We start from the raw sequence: 15649 nt of genomic DNA on the forward strand, positions 1-15649 counted from the left end.
GACGTGCGCGTCTTCAGCAAGACTTAACCATAAGGCTGCTTAATGGGACGGACGGTTGATGTCCTTCCCAGATGGGCAAGCCAAGCCACGCGTGCGGACACGGCGTCCGCGGGCGAACGGCGGCGGCTGCCCGCGGGGAAGCGCGCACGCGAGTTCCCCGAATGGCCCAGGCTGCGTTGTCCCGAACTGCGTACCGCGTCGCGGCGGAGCCCGTGCGGACGGCGCCGCCCCGGCCCATCGTCTATGTCGAGACCCCCTACGATCCGATCGCCCGCACCCGGGCGCCCTATCCCAGCGCCATGCGGCGCGCCCGCCGCCGCGCCCGTCTGACTGGGCTCATCGGCCTGACGGCCATGACCCTGGCCGGGTGGGCGATCCTCGGTCAGCCGCAGGCCCCGGCCCCCGCCGAGGCCCCCGCGCTGCGGCCCGCCCTGGCCACCGCCCCGCACGCCACGCCGCAGCCGGACGTCGCCTGGATGCTCGATCCGAGCCCCGCCCTGGGCTCGGCCGCCGCGACCGACTTCGGGGGCGTGGCGCTGCCGACCGAGTTCCAGGTCGCCACGACCCAAGTTGCCACGACCCAAGTTGCCACGACCCAAGCTGCCACGACCCAAGTTGCCACGACCCAAGTTGCCACGACCCAAGTTGCCACGACCCAGGTCGCAGTGGCCGAGCCGTTCCCGGCGGTCCGGGAGATCGCCCGGCAGGTCGCCCAGGCCGAGCGGGACAGAGCCGAGCGGGACAGAGCCGAGCGGAACAAGGCCGAGCGGATCCGGACCGCGCAGGCCGCGTCCGAGGCGGATCCGGCCAAGCCCGCGCCGCTGCGGCTCACCACGGCCGAGGCGACGCCCGCGCTGGTGCCGCTGCCGATGGCCCGTCCGCCCGAACTGCGGCGCCCGCCCGCGGTGGCGACCACCGCCCCGCCCGCCCGGGTCGCGGCCCGCGCCCTGCCCCGCACCCGCGACGTGTTCCGCGCCGCCATGGCGGAGGAGCCGTCCTTCTTCGAGAAGCTGTTCGGCGTCGGCGCCGCCGCGCCCCGGCAGGAACCGCGTCAGGCCCTGGCCTATGCCAGCCCGGATACCCTGCCCCAGGAGGCCCCGCGCGCCCGGATCAGCCCGGAGCCCGACTCCGTCGCCGGCACGGCCGTCTACGACATCACCGCCCGCACGGTGACGCTCCCCTCCGGCGAGGTGCTGGAGGCGCATTCCGGCCTCGGCGAGGCGATGGACAACCCGCGCTTCGTCCACCTGCGCATGCGCGGCTCGACGCCGCCGGGCACCTACATGCTGACCGAGCGCGAGCGCCTGTTCCACGGCGTGCGGGCGATCCGCCTCACCCCGGTGGCCGGCAGCGGGTCGATCCACGGCCGTGACGGGCTGCTCGCCCACACCTACATGCTGCGCCAGCCGGGCGCCTCGAACGGCTGCGTCTCGTTCCGCGACTACAACCGCTTCCTGCAGGCCTTCCTGCGGGGCGAGGTCCGGCGCCTCGTGGTGGTGGCCGGCGACGGCGGCCTGTTCGGCCGGATCGGCCTGAGCGACCGCGGCGGCCGGCGCGGCTGACGGGTTTCCAAAGGGACCCCGTCCCCTTGGTGGGGTGTCGGGGTGAAACCCCGGCGCACGGCTCTTCCACCCCCTCGCAGGGGGTGAAAGAGCCGTACCGCAGGGCTCTGCCCTGCAACCGCCAAAGGACTTGTCCTTTGGAATCCCTCATCGGGTCCGATTGCAATGCGATCGGGATCGGCTCTAACGGGAGATAGACGCCAGCCCGTCCAAGAGGCCCCCGATGAAACTGCCCCGCCGCTTCTTCCAGCCGCTCGCCACCGGCGCGCCGGCCCCGTTCCGCGAGCTGCCGGTGCGGCTGGAGCGGATGATCCACTTCGTGCCGCCCCACAACGACAAGGTCCGCGCCCGGGTGCCGGAGCTGGCCGGCACGGTCGACGTGGTTTTGGGCAACCTGGAGGACGCGGTCCCCGCCGACCAGAAGGAGGCGGCGCGCAAGGGTTTCGTGGCCATGGCGCAGGCGACCGACTTCGCCGCCACCGGCACCGGCCTCTGGACCCGGATCAACGCCCTCAACTCGCCGTGGATTCTCGACGACCTGTTCACGATCGTGGCCGAGGTCGGCGATAAGCTCGACGTCGTGATGGTGCCCAAGGTCGAGGGGCCGTGGGACATCCATTACATCGACCAGCTCCTCGCCCAGCTCGAAGCGCGCCACGGGGTGACGAAGCCGATCCTGGTCCACGCGATCCTGGAGACCGCCGAGGGGGTCGCCAATGTCGACGCGATCGCATCGGCCTCGCCGCGGATGCACGGCATGAGCCTGGGCCCGGCCGATCTCGCGGCGTCCCGCGGCATGAAGACCACCCGGGTCGGCGGCGGCCACCCGGATTACCGGGTGCTCAGCGATCCCGCGGGCGACGCCCCCCGGGCCGCGGCCCAGCAGGATCTCTGGCACTACACGATCGCCAGGATGGTCGATGCCTGCATGGCCAACGGCATCAAGGCGTTCTACGGCCCGTTCGGCGACTTTTCCGACGGGGATGCCTGCGAGGCGCAGTTCCGCAACGCCTTCCTGATGGGCTGCGCCGGGGCCTGGACGCTGCATCCGAGCCAGGTGGCGATCGCCAAGCGGGTCTTCGCGCCGGATCCCGCCGAGGTCGCCTTCGCGGCCCGGATCGTCGCGGCGATGCCGGACGGCACCGGCGCGGTGATGCTCGACGGCAAGATGCAGGACGATGCCACGTGGAAGCAGGCCAAGGTCATCGTCGATCTGGCCAAGCTGGTCGCCGCGAAGGATCCGGAATTGGCGGCTTTGTATCAGCTGGGGTGATCCCCCCTCACCCCCCGAACCGCGCCCGGTACGCCTGCGGCGTAGCCGCGACGTGCCTCAGGAAACTCCGCCGCATCGTCTCCTCGGAGCCGAAGCCGCAGGTCCGGGCGATGCGCTTGACCGGCTGCGCGGTCTCGGCGAGCGCCCGCCGGGCCGCCTCCACCCGCAGGCGCTCCACGGCCCGCGCGGGGGTGAGGCCGGTCGCCTCCCGGTAGTGCCGGCTGAGGCTGCGCTCGCTCATCCCCGCCGCCGCGGCGAGCGCCGGCAGCGCGAGATCCCCCGACAGGTTGTCGGCGATGTAGGCGTGGAGCGCCCCGAACCGCTCCTCGCCCGCCTGGAGGGCCAGCGCCGCGCTGAACTGCGCTTGGCCCCCCGGACGCTTCAGGAACATCACGAGGTGGCGCGCCACCGTGAGCGCGAGCGGACGGCCGAGATCCTCCTCGACCAGCGCGAGCGCCAGATCGATCCCCGCCGTGACCCCCGCCGAGGACCAGACCGGGCCGTCGCGCACGAAGATCGGGTCGGGCTCGACCCGGATCCGCGGGTAGCGCCCGGCGAGCGCCCCGCAATGCTGCCAGTGGGTCACGGCCCGCCGCCCGTCGAGGAGCCCGGCCGCCCCGAGCAGGAACGCCCCGGTGCAGACCGACGCGACCCGGCGCGCCCGCCCGGCCCGCGCCCGGACCCACGCGACCAGGGCGGGGTCGTCGCAGGCCGCCAGGACGCCGGGTCCGCCCGCGATCACCAGCGTGTCCACCGGCGTGTCGTCGCCGGGCAGCGGCTCGGCCACCAGCCGCAGGCCCGCCGAGGCGGTGAGCGTCGGCTCGCCGGGCGCGATCACCCGCGGCGCGTAAGGCAGGCCGACCCCGCCGTGCTCGTTGGCGGTGGCAAAGACCTGGAGCGGCCCCGCCACGTCGAGGAGCTGCACCGCGGGAAAGGCCAGCACCTCGACGGGCCGTCGCGCATCTGGCGGGAAACGAGGGCTCTTTGTCATTCAGGCCAGAGCGTGACGCGGTAGGGTCGCCCTGTCCACCCCGGAGCCCTTCGATGATCCCGCCCGACAGACACCTGCAGATCGGCTCGCTCCTGTTCGAGGGGCTCGACCAGATCGACCTCACCGGCCCGTTCGAGATCCTGGCCCGGATCCCGAACAGCACCTACCGGATCTACGCGGCCAGCCCCGATCCGGTGCGCGACGTGCGCGGCCTGCGGATCCTGCCGGACGCGACCCTCGACGCGGCGCCCCGGCTCGACGTGCTCCACGTGCCGGGCGGCCAGGGCCAGGAGGCGCTGATGCGCGATCCGGTGGTGCTCGGCTGGATCCGGCAGCAGGCGGGGAGCGCCTCCCACGTCCTCTCGGTCTGCACCGGCGCGCTGATCCTCGGGGCGGCCGGCCTCCTCGTCGGGCGCCGGGCCACCACCTACTGGAACGCGGTCCACCTCCTGCCCTTCTTCGGGGCCGAGCCGGTGGATGCGCGGGTGGTGATCGACCGCGACGCGGAGAACCGCACCTGGGTGTTCGCGGCCGGCGTCACCGCGGGGATCGACGGGGCTTTGCGCCTCGCCGCCGAACTGCGCGGCGACGAGGCCGCGCAGGGCATCCAGCTCGGCATGCAATACGCCCCCGAGCCGCCCTTCGACAGCGGCACCCCCCGGACCGCCCCACCGGCCCTCGTGGAGGCCGCGCGCGCGCGCGTGGCCGACCTCACCGCCCGGCGCGCGGCCACCGCGCGGGTGATCGCGGCCGAACTCGGCATCCGGACCCTCGAACAGGCAGGAGACCTCCGATGACCCTCACCCACGTCCGCGCCTTCGCGGCGGCGATGCAGGCCAAGGATGCCGACGGCATGCTGGCGCAGATGGCCGACGGCGTCGTGCTCAACACGCCGCTCTCCGCCGAGCCCGTGCGCGGCAAGGCGGCGATCCGCCCGGTGGTCGATGCCCTGCTGGCGACGATCGATACCTTCGAGATCCGCGAGATCCTGGAGGGACCCGGGCGGGCGGCGGCGTATTTCGGGGCGTCGGCCGGCCCGCACCGGCTCGACGGCGTGGACGTCTGGCGCCTCGACGCGGCCGGGCGGATCGCCGAGATGAGCGTCCTGTGGCGCCCCCTGCCCGCGGCGATCGCGGTCCGGGACCTGCTGGCCCGGGCCGCCGGGCCGGGGGGATCGGCGCCCGCCCGGTGACAGGCCCCGCCATCGGTCCTATCTGTCCGGTCAGGACGGACTGAACCATGACGGACGTAACCCTGAGAACCGCGAAATTCGCCATCGGCGCCGTGGTGCGCCACCGGATCTACCCCTTTCGGGGCGTCGTGTTCGACGTCGACCCGGTCTTCGACAACACCGAGGAATGGTGGCTGTCGATCCCCGAGGAGGTCCGGCCGCGCAAGGACCAGCCGTTCTACCACCTGCTGGCCGAGAACGCCGAGACCGAGTACGTCGCCTACGTGTCGGAGCAGAACCTCGTGCCCGACACCTCGGGGGAGGCTCTGCGCCACGCCGGCATCGCCGAGATGTTCGTGCGCGACGCCGCCGGCGCCTACCGGATGCGCGCCCGCGCCACGAACTGAGCGGGCCGGACGGCGTCAAGCTTCCGACAAGGCGGCCGCGATAACCTCGGGCGACGGTTGCCGCCGCCGGACGAGCCCGACGCCATGGTCGCCCCCTTCCGATCCGCCGCGCTGCTCTTGGCTGCCGCGCTGCTCCTGGCTGCCGCGCTGCTCTGCGCCCCGGCATGGGCCAACGACAGCGCCTCCGAACTCGATGCCGGCGGTCTGATCCTCGTGCCGGAGCCGGGCATCGCCCTGGCGCGCGAGGATCTGTCGATCGGCCGCGCGCGGATCGACGTCGCCTACGTGTTCCGCAACCAAGTGGACGAGGCGCGGACGGTGCGGATCGCCTTCCCGCTGCCGCCGATCGACGGCCGCCTGCTCGGCTTCGCGGCCCTCAAGCTGCCGCAGCCCGACCGGACGAACTTCGTCGGCTTCACCGTCACGGTGGACGGCCGTCCGGTCGCGCCGGAGCTGGAGGAGCGCGCCTTCGTGGGCGAGCGCGAGGTGACCGACCTGCTGCGCCGCCACGGCCTGCCGCTCAACCCGCTGCGCTTCACTGAGCTGGAAGCCGCCCACAAGCGGATCGACACGGCCACCTGGGTGGAGCTGGTCAAGGCCGGCCTGTTCCCCGACGACCCGGAGATGTCCGAGGGGCTCTGGCGCAGCGAGGCGAAGTTCCACTGGCTGCAGACCTTCCCGGCGGGGAAGGAGGTCCGGATCGCGCACGGCTACGCCCCGGTGAGCGGGTTCCACCGGCTCGACCTGAAGGAGGCGTTCCGCCAAGGCTACCGCGCGACCTACTGCCTGGACGATCCCGGGCTCGCGGCGATCCGGCGCCTGCGCGCGAGGGCACCGGACGCGCGCGGCTCCCTGCGGGCCTTCGTGGTGCCCTACATCGTGACCACGGCGCGCAACTGGGCCGCGCCGATCGGGCGCTTCACCCTGACGGTGGACAAGGGGATTCCGGAGGCGGTCGTGAGCTTCTGCCGCACGGGGATCCGGAAGGTCGGGCCGACCCGATACCGCTGGGAGGCCCGGGACTACATCCCCGATCACGACCTCCGGGTCCTGTTCGTCCTGCCCGGGCCGGGTCCGATGGGGATCCGGTAGGGCGTCTTCCTGTCGGCGGCGGGACGTGACGCCGACCCCTCTCCCCGCAAGCCCGCCAAGAGCGCGGCGAAAGCCGCGGACCCGACGCAAACGCGGAGGGCCAGACCTCGCGGCCCGGCCCTCCGGAAAACCCCGACCCTGCGGCCGGCTTACTTCGGGGCCGCGGCGCCGGCGGCCGGGGCCGCGCCGCCCTGCTGCTCCAGCTTCTTGCGCATGTCCTCGGAGCGCTTCTCCAGCTCCGCCTGAAGCTTCTTCTGCTGCTCCTCCAGGACCTTCGGGTCGATCGCCGGGCCGTCGAAGGCCTTGCCGAAGCCCGCCAGCGGCACCGCGAAGGTGACCTCGCGCTGGGTCTGGTTCTGCACCGAGACGTTCAGCGTGGTGCCCTTCTTCATCGCCGCCACGACGCCGGCATCGACGCCCCCGGCCTCGGCGAAGCAGCCGTTCGGGAAGCAGACCGCGAAGCGGCCCGCCGTGGCCCCCTGGCCATCGACGTTGAAGCGGATGCCCGGCTGCAGCAACAGGCCAAGCGGCAGCAGGTAGCGCACCACGCGCACCTCCTGCTTCTGGGCGGCGTTCTTCATCTCGTAGACCGCCACCGCCAGCACCGGCTGGCCCTGGTCGGACACGAAGTCGCGGGTCGTGTAGCAGATGTCTGTGCCCGAGCCCTGATCCTTGCCGCAGACCTTGGTCCAGTCGGCCTGGCTCGGCTCGGACTTCACGGCCACGATCTGCGGGCCGGTCTGGGCCGCCGGGGTGTTGGCGGCGGGGGTGCCGCCCGGGGCGGTTGGGGCCGGCGCGACCGGGGCGGGGGCCGCGGGCTTCTTCGGCTGCGCCAGGGCCGGGGCGGACGCGAGGCCGAGGCCCGTGAGACCGAGGAGGGCGGCGCGCACGAGCGTCGCGGGGCGGGTGAAGGACATCGGCTCTGACCCCTTGGAAGCGATTCGGTGTGACGGGTTGATGCGGAGCCGGCCCGGCGGCAGGTCCGCCGGACCGTCCGGATGCGCGCCGCCGTGGCGCGCCGACCGGAGCTCCGGATGAAACGGTCCGGCCATCGGGGGGGACGGGCGCCTGACTGCGCGCATCTCCCGCCCCGGCGACCGGGCGGCCTGCCTTTCCCCTGGAATGAGGCGAAGGCATGACACCGCGGCTTGACACCGCGATCTGACGGGCAGGTGATCACCCTCCGGGCCGCGGCCGGCCCCCGATAGGCCCCTGCCCGCTTGGCCGCAAGCGCCACGTCGCAAGACCGCGTGATCGGCGCGCCCGGCCGGCCCGGCGGAGCCTGCCGGGCCGGCCGTCACCCGCGGGTCTTAGTGGTCGGTTAACCGTAATCGGCCGACCATGCCGGCGGTTGTGCAGTATCTGTTCGGGGGGCGGCGGGTTGAACGCGTTCGCGGTGGCCGAGAGGGCGGTCGAGGCCGCACCGGACGCGTCCGCGCGGTCCGGCGGCCTGCCGGGCGGCCTGTCGGCCTGCCTGTTCGCTGCGGCGCGCGCCGCGCCGCAGCGCACGGCCCTGCGTGATTCGGGCGACCGGGCCGCGTGGTGCGGGCGCCCGGCGATCACCTGGACCTACGCGGCCGCCGCCGAGATCGTCGGCCGGCTCGCCCGGGGGATCGGCGCGTGGCGGCTCCCGGCCGGCAGCCGGGTCGGCCTGTGGTTCTCCGGCGGCGCGGAGGCGGCGCTGGCCCACCTCGCCGTCGAGGCGGCCGGGCACCTGCCCTGCGCGATGCCGGCCGCCTGGGATCCGGGGCAGCTCGCCGCCGGAATCGAGGCCGCCAACCTGCTGGGCGTGCTGACCGAGGGCCGCCGCGGCGTGCGCCGGCCGGCGGAAGAACTCACCCACGCGGCCATGCGCCAGTTCAGCCTGCGCTACCTCGCCGCCTTCGGCCCCGGCGTGCCGGACGGGGTGATCAGCCTCGACGCGATGGCGCTGGAGCGCGGCGTGGCCGAGCCGGCCCCCAGCCGCGGCCTCGTAACCTTCGAAGGCGGCGATCCGGAGCGCCCGGTCTACCGCAGCGCGGAGGCGCTCGCCGCCGCCATCGCCGCCCATTGCGACGTCCTGCCGCTCACCGCGGACGAGCGGGTCCTGACGCTGCTGCCGGCCCACGACCTGCGCGGGCTGGTCACCGGCCTCGGCGCGGCGCTTGCGGCCGGTGCCGGCCTGGAGACGGTGATCCCCTTCGAGGAGGCCGGCTTCCGGACCGCCCTGCTGCGGCCCGTGCCGACCCGGCTCGTCGTCCCCGCCCTGATCGAGCCGGCGCTCGCCGCCCTGCCCCTGCCCTGGACCGTGCGGGTTCTCAACGTGGTGCATCGGGCCCCCGCTTCCCTGACCCGCCGCGCCGTGCCGGACGGCGAGAAGCCGCGCCTCGATTCGCTGGTCCTCGGGGAGACGGCTGTGGTCACGCGCCCCGGCCTGTCCGACCTCGCTGCGACCCTGGCCTATCCGGACCGCGCCCCGCTGCCGCCGGCGCATCTGGCCCTCGCACGGGGGGAGGATGGCGGCCTCGCCTGCCGCGGCCCGGCCTGCGCGTCGGCACCCCTGCCCCGCGGCGCGACGCCTGAGCCGGAGGCCTGGGCGTGGCGCGGTTCGGGCTACCGGCCGGTCCTGTCCGGCGGGGCCGCGATCGGTGTCGCGGCGATCTGAACGGCGGCTGCGCGGCGGTTCATCGGGCGCTCAGGCACCGCGGCTAATCTCGCATCTGCACACGGACCGACGGATCCGATCGGGCCCTTCGCGGGTTCTGCAACGGATTGTGGTCACGGCTATCTTTTCAAGCTGTGCCGGATGGAGTACCGCTCAAGCTCATGGGTGCGCTGCAACAAGTGCTCGTGGTCGATGACGGCGTCCGCGCCGTGGACCGGTCCCTCTCGGGCGAGCTCGCCAGTCTCGGCTACGCAAGCGTGACCGCCTCCATGGAGGCGGCGGACGATGTGCTGGCCGTGATCACGCGGCCGGCCGCCGTGCTGCTCCAGGCCCCGACGCGCCGGGACCCCGCCTATGCCCGCCGCGCCGCCAAGCTGCGCAGCCATCTGCGCGACCGCGGCATCCCGGTGATCCTGATCGGCGATTCGGCCGAGCCCCGGGCCGGCGGCCCGGTCGACCTTGCCACCCGTCTCGGCGCCTACGTGGCGGCCCAGCCGGATCTCTGAGGGCCGCCGCTTCCCGCTCGGGTCGAGCGCTTCAGGCCCCGGTATGCGGCCCGAACGCATGGCGCGGAGTCACGCTGCGATGCGAATTGTCGAGATGATTTCGTCGATCTCGCTCGACAGGCTTCCGTCTTCACCCCGTGCGACGAGGCCCAGTTCGGCCAGGGCGACCACGTCTTCATGGACCCGCTTGACATCGCGGCCGAGCGCACGGGCGAGAGGTCGGATGCCGGTCTCGGGCGTCCGCCGGAGATGGCGCAGGAGCTCGTAGCGTTTCGGCGTCAGCACCGCGCACAGGGCGCTCCAATCCCGGAACAGGATGCGGTCACGCCCGGCGACGGGGTTTCCGGCCTCGGCCATCTTCCAGGCGTCGGCCACATCCGCCGCGGCTGCGCGCAGATCCCGGCCGACCTCGACCTCAATCTTCGTCATGCGTCTTCCTCCAAGTCTCGACGGCTTCGACGAAGTCGGACAGCAGACGATCGATTACATCGAAGTGGTACGGCACTTCGGCATCCTGATCGTGCCGGTGATCGCCTTTGCCGCGCTCGTTGTCGAAGCCGATCACGCGCAGGCCGTTCACGACGTGGACGAGGCGGTCCTTGAAACCGTGCCGGGCCGGCGGAACCGGTTCCGGGACCCGCCAGACAACCAGCTCGACAAAATCCCGCTCACCGAAAGCCACGCGGCGACGGATGAGAAGTTCCGCCTTCATGAGCGCACGATAGGCTGATGCCTGTTGGCGTCAAATGACAGCAGAACGGGCTGTTCTGCCCTCGGTCAAGAACCGACCGAACCGAGTCTCACCGGGCCCCGCGCATCAATTCCGGCGCGCCGAGCCGGGGCAGGACGCCCTCCCGCATCACCAGCCGCCGCAGGGGCCCGAGCTGCCCCATCGCCAGCAGGCCGAGGCCGCGCAGGGCATCGACCGGCAGCAGGTCGGTGAGCAGGCTGCGGTTGAGGAGGTCCACCGCGGCGGTGCGCGCCGCCGTGTCGACGCGCCGGGCGCCGGCATAGGCGTCGAGCACCGGGCGGGACCCGGGATCCCGTCCGTCCCGGGCGGCGCGCAGCACCCCGTCGCGGAGGGTGGCGGCGTCGCGCAGGCCGAGGTTCAGCCCCTGCGCGCCGATCGGCGGGAAGACGTGGGCCGCCTCCCCGATCAGCGCCAGCCGCTGCGCCACCGGGCGTGCCACCGCCAACCCGCGCATCGGCACGAGGCCGCGCGGGCCGTCGACCCGCATGGCGCCGAGCATCGCCCGGGCCTGGCGCTCCACCGCCTGCCCGAGGGCGGCGTCGTCCAAAGCCGCCAGCCGCCGGGCCGCGCCCTCCCCGGTCACCCAGACCAGGCTGGAGCGGTGGCCCCCCGGCAGCGGCACCAGCGTGAACGGGCCGGAGCGGGTGTGGAACTCGGTCGACACGTCCCGGTGGTGCCGGTCGTGGGCCAGGATCGTGGTGATCGCGCTCTGCGGGTAGGTCCAGTCGCGCACGCGCAGGCCGCTCGCGGCCCGCAGCGGCGAGCGGCCGCCGTCGGCGCCCACCACCAGGCGCGCCGCGACCGCCCCACCGCCGGCGAGGGCGATGCGGGACGCCGCCTCGCCCGCCACGGCGCCGGCGCAATCCGCCTCGACCAGGGTCAGGTTCGGCTGGACCCGGGCACGGGCGCGCAGGCTCTCGACGAGACGGGCGCTCTCGACGTTCCACCCGAAGGCGTCGAGGCCGATCTCGGCCGCCTGGAAGCGCACCGGCGGCGGCCGGAACAGGCTGCCGGTGTCGTCGATGATCTGCAGGGTGCAGAGCGGGCTCGCCTGCGGCGTCACCGCCGCCCAGGCGCCGAGGGCCTCCAGGAAGCGCACCGACCCGTCGAGCAGCGCCACGGTCCGCCCGTCCGCCACGGGGGCGTGGCGGCCGACGAGGGCCGTGGGGATCCCCTCCCGGGCGATGGCGAGCGCCGCGGCGAGGCCCGCGGCCCCGGCGCCGACCACGGCGACGTCGAAGGGTGTGTTGGCGTCCTCGGACATGAGATTCTGTTCAGTCCTGCCGGCCTGTCTACGACCAGTCCTATCTGATTTCTTCCGCCGCTCTGCCAAGTCCAGGGCGCCGGCCGTGGTGCCGCACGGGACGCGGCCGTTTTCATCGCCGAGTTTGCGCCCGCGATCGGTTGAATGGATCTTGACGGAACCCGGCTGCACATTTCCGTTGACTTCCACCGACCTGCGGACCGACCGTTAAGCCATGAACCCGAGCGAACGCCGCAGGCTTCTCGCCGCGCGAGGCTGCACGTTCGGACGGTCTCCGGGTGTGGGTGAAGCTGCCGCTGGAGACCGACCTCAAGGTGAGGCTCTACCGCCTGCTCCGCGGCAAAGGGATCACCCGCGCGGAACTGCAGCGCCGGCTCGGCTGGAACCGAGCGAGCGTCGACCGGCTCTCCAGGCTCGACCACGGGACGCCGGGCGCGCAGTTCGACGCCGCCTACCAAGCCCTCGGCTGTGAACTGAACGTCGAGCGCGTTCCGATGCCCTGAGATTCAGCGTCTCCGTCACCCCAGGAACGCCGCCAGCTCCGAAAAGACCTCGTCCGGCCGCTCCTCCTGAAGGGTGTGGCCGCAATCGAGCGCCCGCCCCGAAACATCGGTGGCCTTCGCGCGCCACGTCTCCAGCACGTCGTAGGTCTGGCCGACCACGCCCATCGCGCCCCAGAGCGCCAGCAGCGGCGCCGTGATCCGCGCCTCCGAATCGGCGGCGTCGTGCTCCAGGTCGATCCCGGCCGCCGCCCGGTAATCCTCACAGATCGCGTGGCGGCAGGCGGGGTCGGCATAGCAGCGCAGGTATTCGGCAAACAGGTCCGGCGGGGTCGAGCCGGGGGTCTTGGACTGGCCCTCGACGTGGTGGCGCAGAAAATACGCCGGGTCGGCGCCGATCAGCGTCTCCGGCAGAGGATGGGGCTGGATGAAGAAGAACCACCAGAAGTACCGCGTCGCGAAGTCCTTGTTGGTGCGCGCGTACATGGTCGCGGTCGGCGCGATGTCGAACAGGGCGATCCGCTCTACCGCCTGGGGATGGTCCAGGGCGAGGCGGTGGGCGACGCGCCCGCCCCGGTCGTGGCCGACGACGGCGAATCGGTCGTGGCCCAGCGCCCGCATCACCGCCACCGCGTCGGCCGCCATGGCGCGCTTGGCGTAGTTGGCGTGGCGCGCGCCGCCCGGGGGCTTTGACGAATCGCCGTAGCCGCGCAGGTCCATGGCGACGACCGTGCGGGTCTCCGCGAGCCGCGGGGCGACGTGGAGCCACGTCGACAGGGTCTGCGGGTGGCCGTGCAGCAGCAGCACCGGCGGCCCGGAGCCGGCCGCGCGAGCGTTGATCGTCACCCCGGGGGCGGTCTCGATCCGGTGTCGCGCGAAGCCCGGCAGGAAGTCGCTGGCCATGGGTGTCGGTCTCCTGCCTCCATCCCGATGCACTGGCGCGCCGGGATGCACCGGATGATAAGGCGCCTCCGGCACCATGTCCGCCGAACCGCCATGACAGATGCACGCGCGACTCAGGACCCGGCCGTGACAGACCCCGACGCCGCCGAGGCGCCGGAGGGCGAGGCCGCGCGCGCGTCGGCCGGAGCCCCCACGCTCCGCCCGAGCATCCTCGATCCGCTGTTCGCCCCCGCCCGCTCCCTGCCGGGGATCGGCCCGAAGATGGCGCCGCTGATCGAGAAGCTGCTCGGCACGCCGGAGCGCGAGGCCCGGGTGGTGGATCTCCTGTTCCACCTGCCCCAGGGCGGCGTGGCGCGCAAACTCATGGGCTCGGTCGGCGAGGCGCCGGTCGGCGAACCCGTCACCCTCGGCGTCACCGTGGTGGATCACCGCCCGGCGCAGATCGGCTCGGGCAAGCGCCCGCACCGGGTGCTGGTGGAGGATGCCTCCGGCCACGACATCACGCTGGTGTTCTTCGGCATGCCCCGCCCCCGGGTGGAGAAGATGCTGCCGCTCGGCGCGCACCGCTACATCACCGGCCGGATCGACCTCTGGGACGGCACCCGGCAGATGGTCCACCCATCGCGGATCGTGGACGAGGCGGGGCTCGCCGCGCTGCCCGCCGTCGAGCCGGTCTACGGCGCCACCGAGGGGCTGACCTCCCGGGCGATCAACAAGCTCGCGGTGGCGGCCCTCGACCGGCTGCCGATCCTGCCGGAATGGCAGGATCCGGCCTGGCTGGAGAAGAACCGGCTTCCGGCCTTCGCGGATGCGTTGCGCGCCGAGCACCGCCCCGAGGAGGCGCCGCCGAAGGCCGAGGATCCGCTCCAGCCGCCGCCCGCGACGCCATCCCGGAAGCGGCTCGCCTATGACGAACTCCTCGCCTCGCAACTGGCGCTGGCCCTGCTGCGCGCCCGGCAGCGGCGCAAGGCCGGCCGGGTCAATGCCGGCGACGGGACCTTGAGCGCCCGGATCGAAGCCGCCCTCCCCTTCGCGCTCACCGGCGCGCAGGCCCAAGCGGTGGTGGAGATCCGCGCCGACCTCGCGGCGCCGCGCCGGATGCTGCGGCTGCTCCAGGGCGATGTCGGCTCGGGCAAGACCGCGGTGGCGCTGCTCGCCATGGCCTCGGCGGTGGAGGCCGGGCGCCAGGCGGCCCTGATGGCGCCGACCGAGATCCTGGCTCGGCAGCATTTCGAGCGGCTCAAGCCCCTGGCCGGCTCCCTGCGCCTACGCCTGATGACCGGCCGCGACCGGGCTGCGGAGCGCAAGAGCACCTTGGCCGATCTCGCGGCCGGCGAGATCGACATCCTGGTCGGCACCCATGCCCTGTTCCAGGAGGCGGTGACCTTCCGCGATCTCGGCCTCGCGGTGGTGGACGAGCAGCACCGGTTCGGCGTCCACCAGCGGCTGGCGCTCGGCGCCAAGGGCGAGGCGGTCGACTTCCTGGTGATGACCGCGACGCCGATCCCCCGCACCCTGGCGCTGACCTTCTTCGGCGACATGGACGTCTCGGTCCTCGACGAGAAGCCCGCCGGCCGGCAGCCGATCCGCACGATCACCCTGCCGACCGAGCGGATCGACGAGGTGGTGGCGGGCCTCGGCCGGGCGATCGCCGGGGGCGAGCGGGTCTACTGGATCTGCCCCCTGGTCGAGGAATCCGAGTTCATCGACCTCGCCGCCGCCGCCGAGCGCTTCGACGACCTCAAACAGCATTTCGGCGCCGCGGTCGGGCTGATCCACGGCAAGATGCCGGGGCCTGAGAAGGATGCCGCCATGGCGCGCTTCGTCGCCGGCGAGACCGAGCTCCTCGTCTCGACCACGGTGGTGGAGGTCGGCGTCGACGTGCCCGAGGCGACCATCATGGTGATCGAGCACGCGGAGCGGTTCGGGCTGGCGCAGCTCCATCAGCTTCGCGGCCGGGTCGGGCGCGGCTCCAGGGCGTCCTCGTGCCTGCTGCTCTACCGGGGACCGCTGGGGCAGGTGTCGCGGGCGCGGCTCGAGATGATGCGCTCCAGCGAGGACGGGTTCCGCATCGCCGAGGCCGACCTGAAGCTGCGCGGCGAGGGCGAGGTGCTGGGCACAAGGCAATCCGGCCTCGCGGCGTTCCGGCTGGCGCGGCTGGAGAGCGACGGCGCCCTGCTGGAGGCCGCCCGCGACGATGCCCGCCTGATCGTCGAGCGCGATCCCGGCCTGAAGAGCCCGCGGGGGCAGGCGCTGCGGGCGCTGCTCTACCTGTTCGAGCGGGAGGCGGCGATCCGGCTGATCGGAGCCGGATGAACGGCGTCGTTCAGGAAGGCCCGCGTTCAGGAACGGCCCGGTGCCGGCGGCGCGGATCCGCACCTTAAGATGCGGCGATGTCACAGCGGGTCAGAAAGATCTTTGTCTGTCAGCGACTTAGCCGGATCGTGCGGAAGCGTGGCAGGACCCGCCATGGCGTCCCGCAAGCCCCGGGCAAGGGCCGTGACCTTGCATCAGCCACAATCTTCCCTTAACTGTAGATGAACGAATGGCCCGGTAAGCCGGGACATCACGGACGAATCTGGAGG

17 protein-coding genes are annotated in these 15649 nt (G+C 73.1%); 11 read left to right on the plus strand and 6 right to left on the minus strand.

Annotated elements, in window-relative coordinates; translation table 11 throughout:
• Positions 1-23 precede the first annotated feature (23 nt).
• Positions 24-1205 carry a pentapeptide repeat-containing protein gene (locus MKK75_RS36520; protein WP_409567642.1) on the minus strand — a complete coding sequence of 394 codons (1182 nt, stop codon included), beginning with the start codon at positions 1203-1205 and terminating at the stop codon, positions 24-26.
• Between MKK75_RS36520 and MKK75_RS36525 the strand changes: the two genes are divergently transcribed.
• Positions 1191-1562, plus strand: coding sequence for a DUF2778 domain-containing protein (locus tag MKK75_RS36525; protein ID WP_409567643.1), 372 nt, complete (start codon positions 1191-1193; stop codon positions 1560-1562). The two genes, MKK75_RS36520 and MKK75_RS36525, sit on opposite strands and share 15 nt — an antisense overlap.
• A 223-nt stretch (positions 1563-1785) precedes the next feature.
• Entirely contained in the window at positions 1786-2835 is a 1050-nt protein-coding gene (locus MKK75_RS31905; protein ID WP_244046483.1) for an HpcH/HpaI aldolase/citrate lyase family protein, read from the plus strand.
• Positions 2836-2842: 7 nt separating this feature from the next.
• On the opposite strand, the gene MKK75_RS31910 is transcribed toward MKK75_RS31905, so the two are convergent.
• Positions 2843-3826 carry a GlxA family transcriptional regulator gene (locus MKK75_RS31910; RefSeq protein WP_244046484.1) on the minus strand — a complete coding sequence of 328 codons (984 nt, stop codon included), beginning with the start codon at positions 3824-3826 and terminating at the stop codon, positions 2843-2845.
• Positions 3827-3879: 53 nt separating this feature from the next.
• Between MKK75_RS31910 and MKK75_RS31915 the strand changes: the two genes are divergently transcribed.
• The 4 genes from MKK75_RS31915 to MKK75_RS31930 all read left to right on the plus strand — a co-directional run bounded on the left by MKK75_RS31915 (position 3880) and on the right by MKK75_RS31930 (position 6496).
• On the plus strand, positions 3880-4623 hold the full coding sequence (locus MKK75_RS31915) for a DJ-1/PfpI family protein (RefSeq protein ID WP_244046485.1): 744 nt from the start codon (positions 3880-3882) through the stop codon (positions 4621-4623).
• On the plus strand, positions 4620-5018 hold the full coding sequence (locus MKK75_RS31920) for a nuclear transport factor 2 family protein (protein ID WP_244046486.1): 399 nt from the start codon (positions 4620-4622) through the stop codon (positions 5016-5018). Before MKK75_RS31915 ends, MKK75_RS31920 begins: the two co-directional genes overlap by 4 nt.
• Before the next feature lie 47 nt (positions 5019-5065).
• Positions 5066-5404 carry a heat shock protein HspQ gene (hspQ, locus tag MKK75_RS31925; RefSeq protein WP_244046487.1) on the plus strand — a complete coding sequence of 113 codons (339 nt, stop codon included), beginning with the start codon at positions 5066-5068 and terminating at the stop codon, positions 5402-5404.
• An 84-nt stretch (positions 5405-5488) separates the two neighbouring features.
• Positions 5489-6496, plus strand: a complete 1008-nt coding sequence (locus MKK75_RS31930) for a DUF4424 family protein (RefSeq protein ID WP_244046488.1) — start codon at positions 5489-5491, stop codon at positions 6494-6496.
• A 149-nt stretch (positions 6497-6645) separates the two neighbouring features.
• Here MKK75_RS31930 and MKK75_RS31935 read toward each other — a convergent pair whose 3' ends face one another.
• Complete coding sequence (locus tag MKK75_RS31935) at positions 6646-7413, minus strand: invasion associated locus B family protein (protein WP_244046489.1); 768 nt, start codon at positions 7411-7413, stop codon at positions 6646-6648.
• Between the two features lie 464 nt (positions 7414-7877).
• On the opposite strand from MKK75_RS31935, the gene MKK75_RS31940 reads away from it, so the two are divergent.
• Both MKK75_RS31940 and MKK75_RS31945 read left to right on the plus strand, forming a co-directional pair.
• Entirely contained in the window at positions 7878-9140 is a 1263-nt protein-coding gene (locus tag MKK75_RS31940) for an acyl-CoA synthetase (RefSeq protein WP_244046490.1), read from the plus strand.
• Between the two features lie 161 nt (positions 9141-9301).
• Positions 9302-9646: a hypothetical protein gene (locus tag MKK75_RS31945; protein ID WP_244046491.1), complete on the plus strand. Its 345-nt coding sequence runs from the start codon at positions 9302-9304 to the stop codon at positions 9644-9646.
• 69 nt (positions 9647-9715) lie between these two features.
• Here MKK75_RS31945 and MKK75_RS31950 read toward each other — a convergent pair whose 3' ends face one another.
• A complete protein-coding gene (locus MKK75_RS31950) occupies positions 9716-10075 on the minus strand; it encodes a hypothetical protein (protein WP_244046492.1) in 360 nt (119 codons plus the stop codon).
• On the opposite strand from MKK75_RS31950, the gene MKK75_RS36530 reads away from it, so the two are divergent.
• Complete coding sequence (locus MKK75_RS36530; RefSeq protein WP_244046493.1) at positions 10074-10376, plus strand: hypothetical protein; 303 nt, start codon at positions 10074-10076, stop codon at positions 10374-10376. The genes MKK75_RS31950 and MKK75_RS36530 overlap by 2 nt on opposite strands.
• A gap of 70 nt (positions 10377-10446) precedes the next feature.
• On the opposite strand, the gene MKK75_RS31960 is transcribed toward MKK75_RS36530, so the two are convergent.
• Positions 10447-11661: a UbiH/UbiF family hydroxylase gene (locus MKK75_RS31960; RefSeq protein WP_244046494.1), complete on the minus strand. Its 1215-nt coding sequence runs from the start codon at positions 11659-11661 to the stop codon at positions 10447-10449.
• 284 nt (positions 11662-11945) lie between these two features.
• On the opposite strand from MKK75_RS31960, the gene MKK75_RS31965 reads away from it, so the two are divergent.
• Complete coding sequence (locus MKK75_RS31965; protein WP_244046495.1) at positions 11946-12164, plus strand: hypothetical protein; 219 nt, start codon at positions 11946-11948, stop codon at positions 12162-12164.
• A 15-nt stretch (positions 12165-12179) separates the two neighbouring features.
• Here the strand turns inward: MKK75_RS31965 and MKK75_RS31970 are convergent, their stop codons facing one another.
• A complete protein-coding gene (locus MKK75_RS31970; protein ID WP_244046496.1) occupies positions 12180-13064 on the minus strand; it encodes an alpha/beta fold hydrolase in 885 nt (294 codons plus the stop codon).
• 93 nt (positions 13065-13157) lie between these two features.
• On the opposite strand from MKK75_RS31970, the gene recG reads away from it, so the two are divergent.
• Entirely contained in the window at positions 13158-15380 is a 2223-nt protein-coding gene (gene recG / locus MKK75_RS31975) for an ATP-dependent DNA helicase RecG (protein WP_244046497.1), read from the plus strand.
• Positions 15381-15649 lie beyond the last annotated feature (269 nt).

Origin of the sequence: Methylobacterium sp. J-030 (genome assembly GCF_022829545.1) — a bacterium.
Classification (GTDB): domain Bacteria; phylum Pseudomonadota; class Alphaproteobacteria; order Rhizobiales; family Beijerinckiaceae; genus Methylobacterium.

Coding starts and splice junctions, on each gene's coding strand:
- MKK75_RS31910 (WP_244046484.1), bottom strand. CDS start 3,826: ATGACAAAGAGCCCTCGTTTCCCGCCAGATGCGCGACGGCCCGTCGAG.
- MKK75_RS31960 (WP_244046494.1), bottom strand. CDS start 11,661: ATGTCCGAGGACGCCAACACACCCTTCGACGTCGCCGTGGTCGGCGCC.
- MKK75_RS31945 (WP_244046491.1), top strand. CDS start 9,302: ATGGGTGCGCTGCAACAAGTGCTCGTGGTCGATGACGGCGTCCGCGCC.
- recG (WP_244046497.1), top strand. CDS start 13,158: ATGACAGATGCACGCGCGACTCAGGACCCGGCCGTGACAGACCCCGAC.
- MKK75_RS31920 (WP_244046486.1), top strand. CDS start 4,620: ATGACCCTCACCCACGTCCGCGCCTTCGCGGCGGCGATGCAGGCCAAG.
- MKK75_RS36520 (WP_409567642.1), bottom strand. CDS start 1,205: ATGCGCCTCCAGCACCTCGCCGGAGGGGAGCGTCACCGTGCGGGCGGT.
- hspQ (WP_244046487.1), top strand. CDS start 5,066: ATGACGGACGTAACCCTGAGAACCGCGAAATTCGCCATCGGCGCCGTG.
- MKK75_RS31930 (WP_244046488.1), top strand. CDS start 5,489: ATGGTCGCCCCCTTCCGATCCGCCGCGCTGCTCTTGGCTGCCGCGCTG.
- MKK75_RS31915 (WP_244046485.1), top strand. CDS start 3,880: ATGATCCCGCCCGACAGACACCTGCAGATCGGCTCGCTCCTGTTCGAG.
- MKK75_RS31970 (WP_244046496.1), bottom strand. CDS start 13,064: ATGGCCAGCGACTTCCTGCCGGGCTTCGCGCGACACCGGATCGAGACC.
- MKK75_RS36530 (WP_244046493.1), top strand. CDS start 10,074: ATGCGTCTTCCTCCAAGTCTCGACGGCTTCGACGAAGTCGGACAGCAG.
- MKK75_RS31905 (WP_244046483.1), top strand. CDS start 1,786: ATGAAACTGCCCCGCCGCTTCTTCCAGCCGCTCGCCACCGGCGCGCCG.
- MKK75_RS31935 (WP_244046489.1), bottom strand. CDS start 7,413: ATGTCCTTCACCCGCCCCGCGACGCTCGTGCGCGCCGCCCTCCTCGGT.
- MKK75_RS31950 (WP_244046492.1), bottom strand. CDS start 10,075: ATGACGAAGATTGAGGTCGAGGTCGGCCGGGATCTGCGCGCAGCCGCG.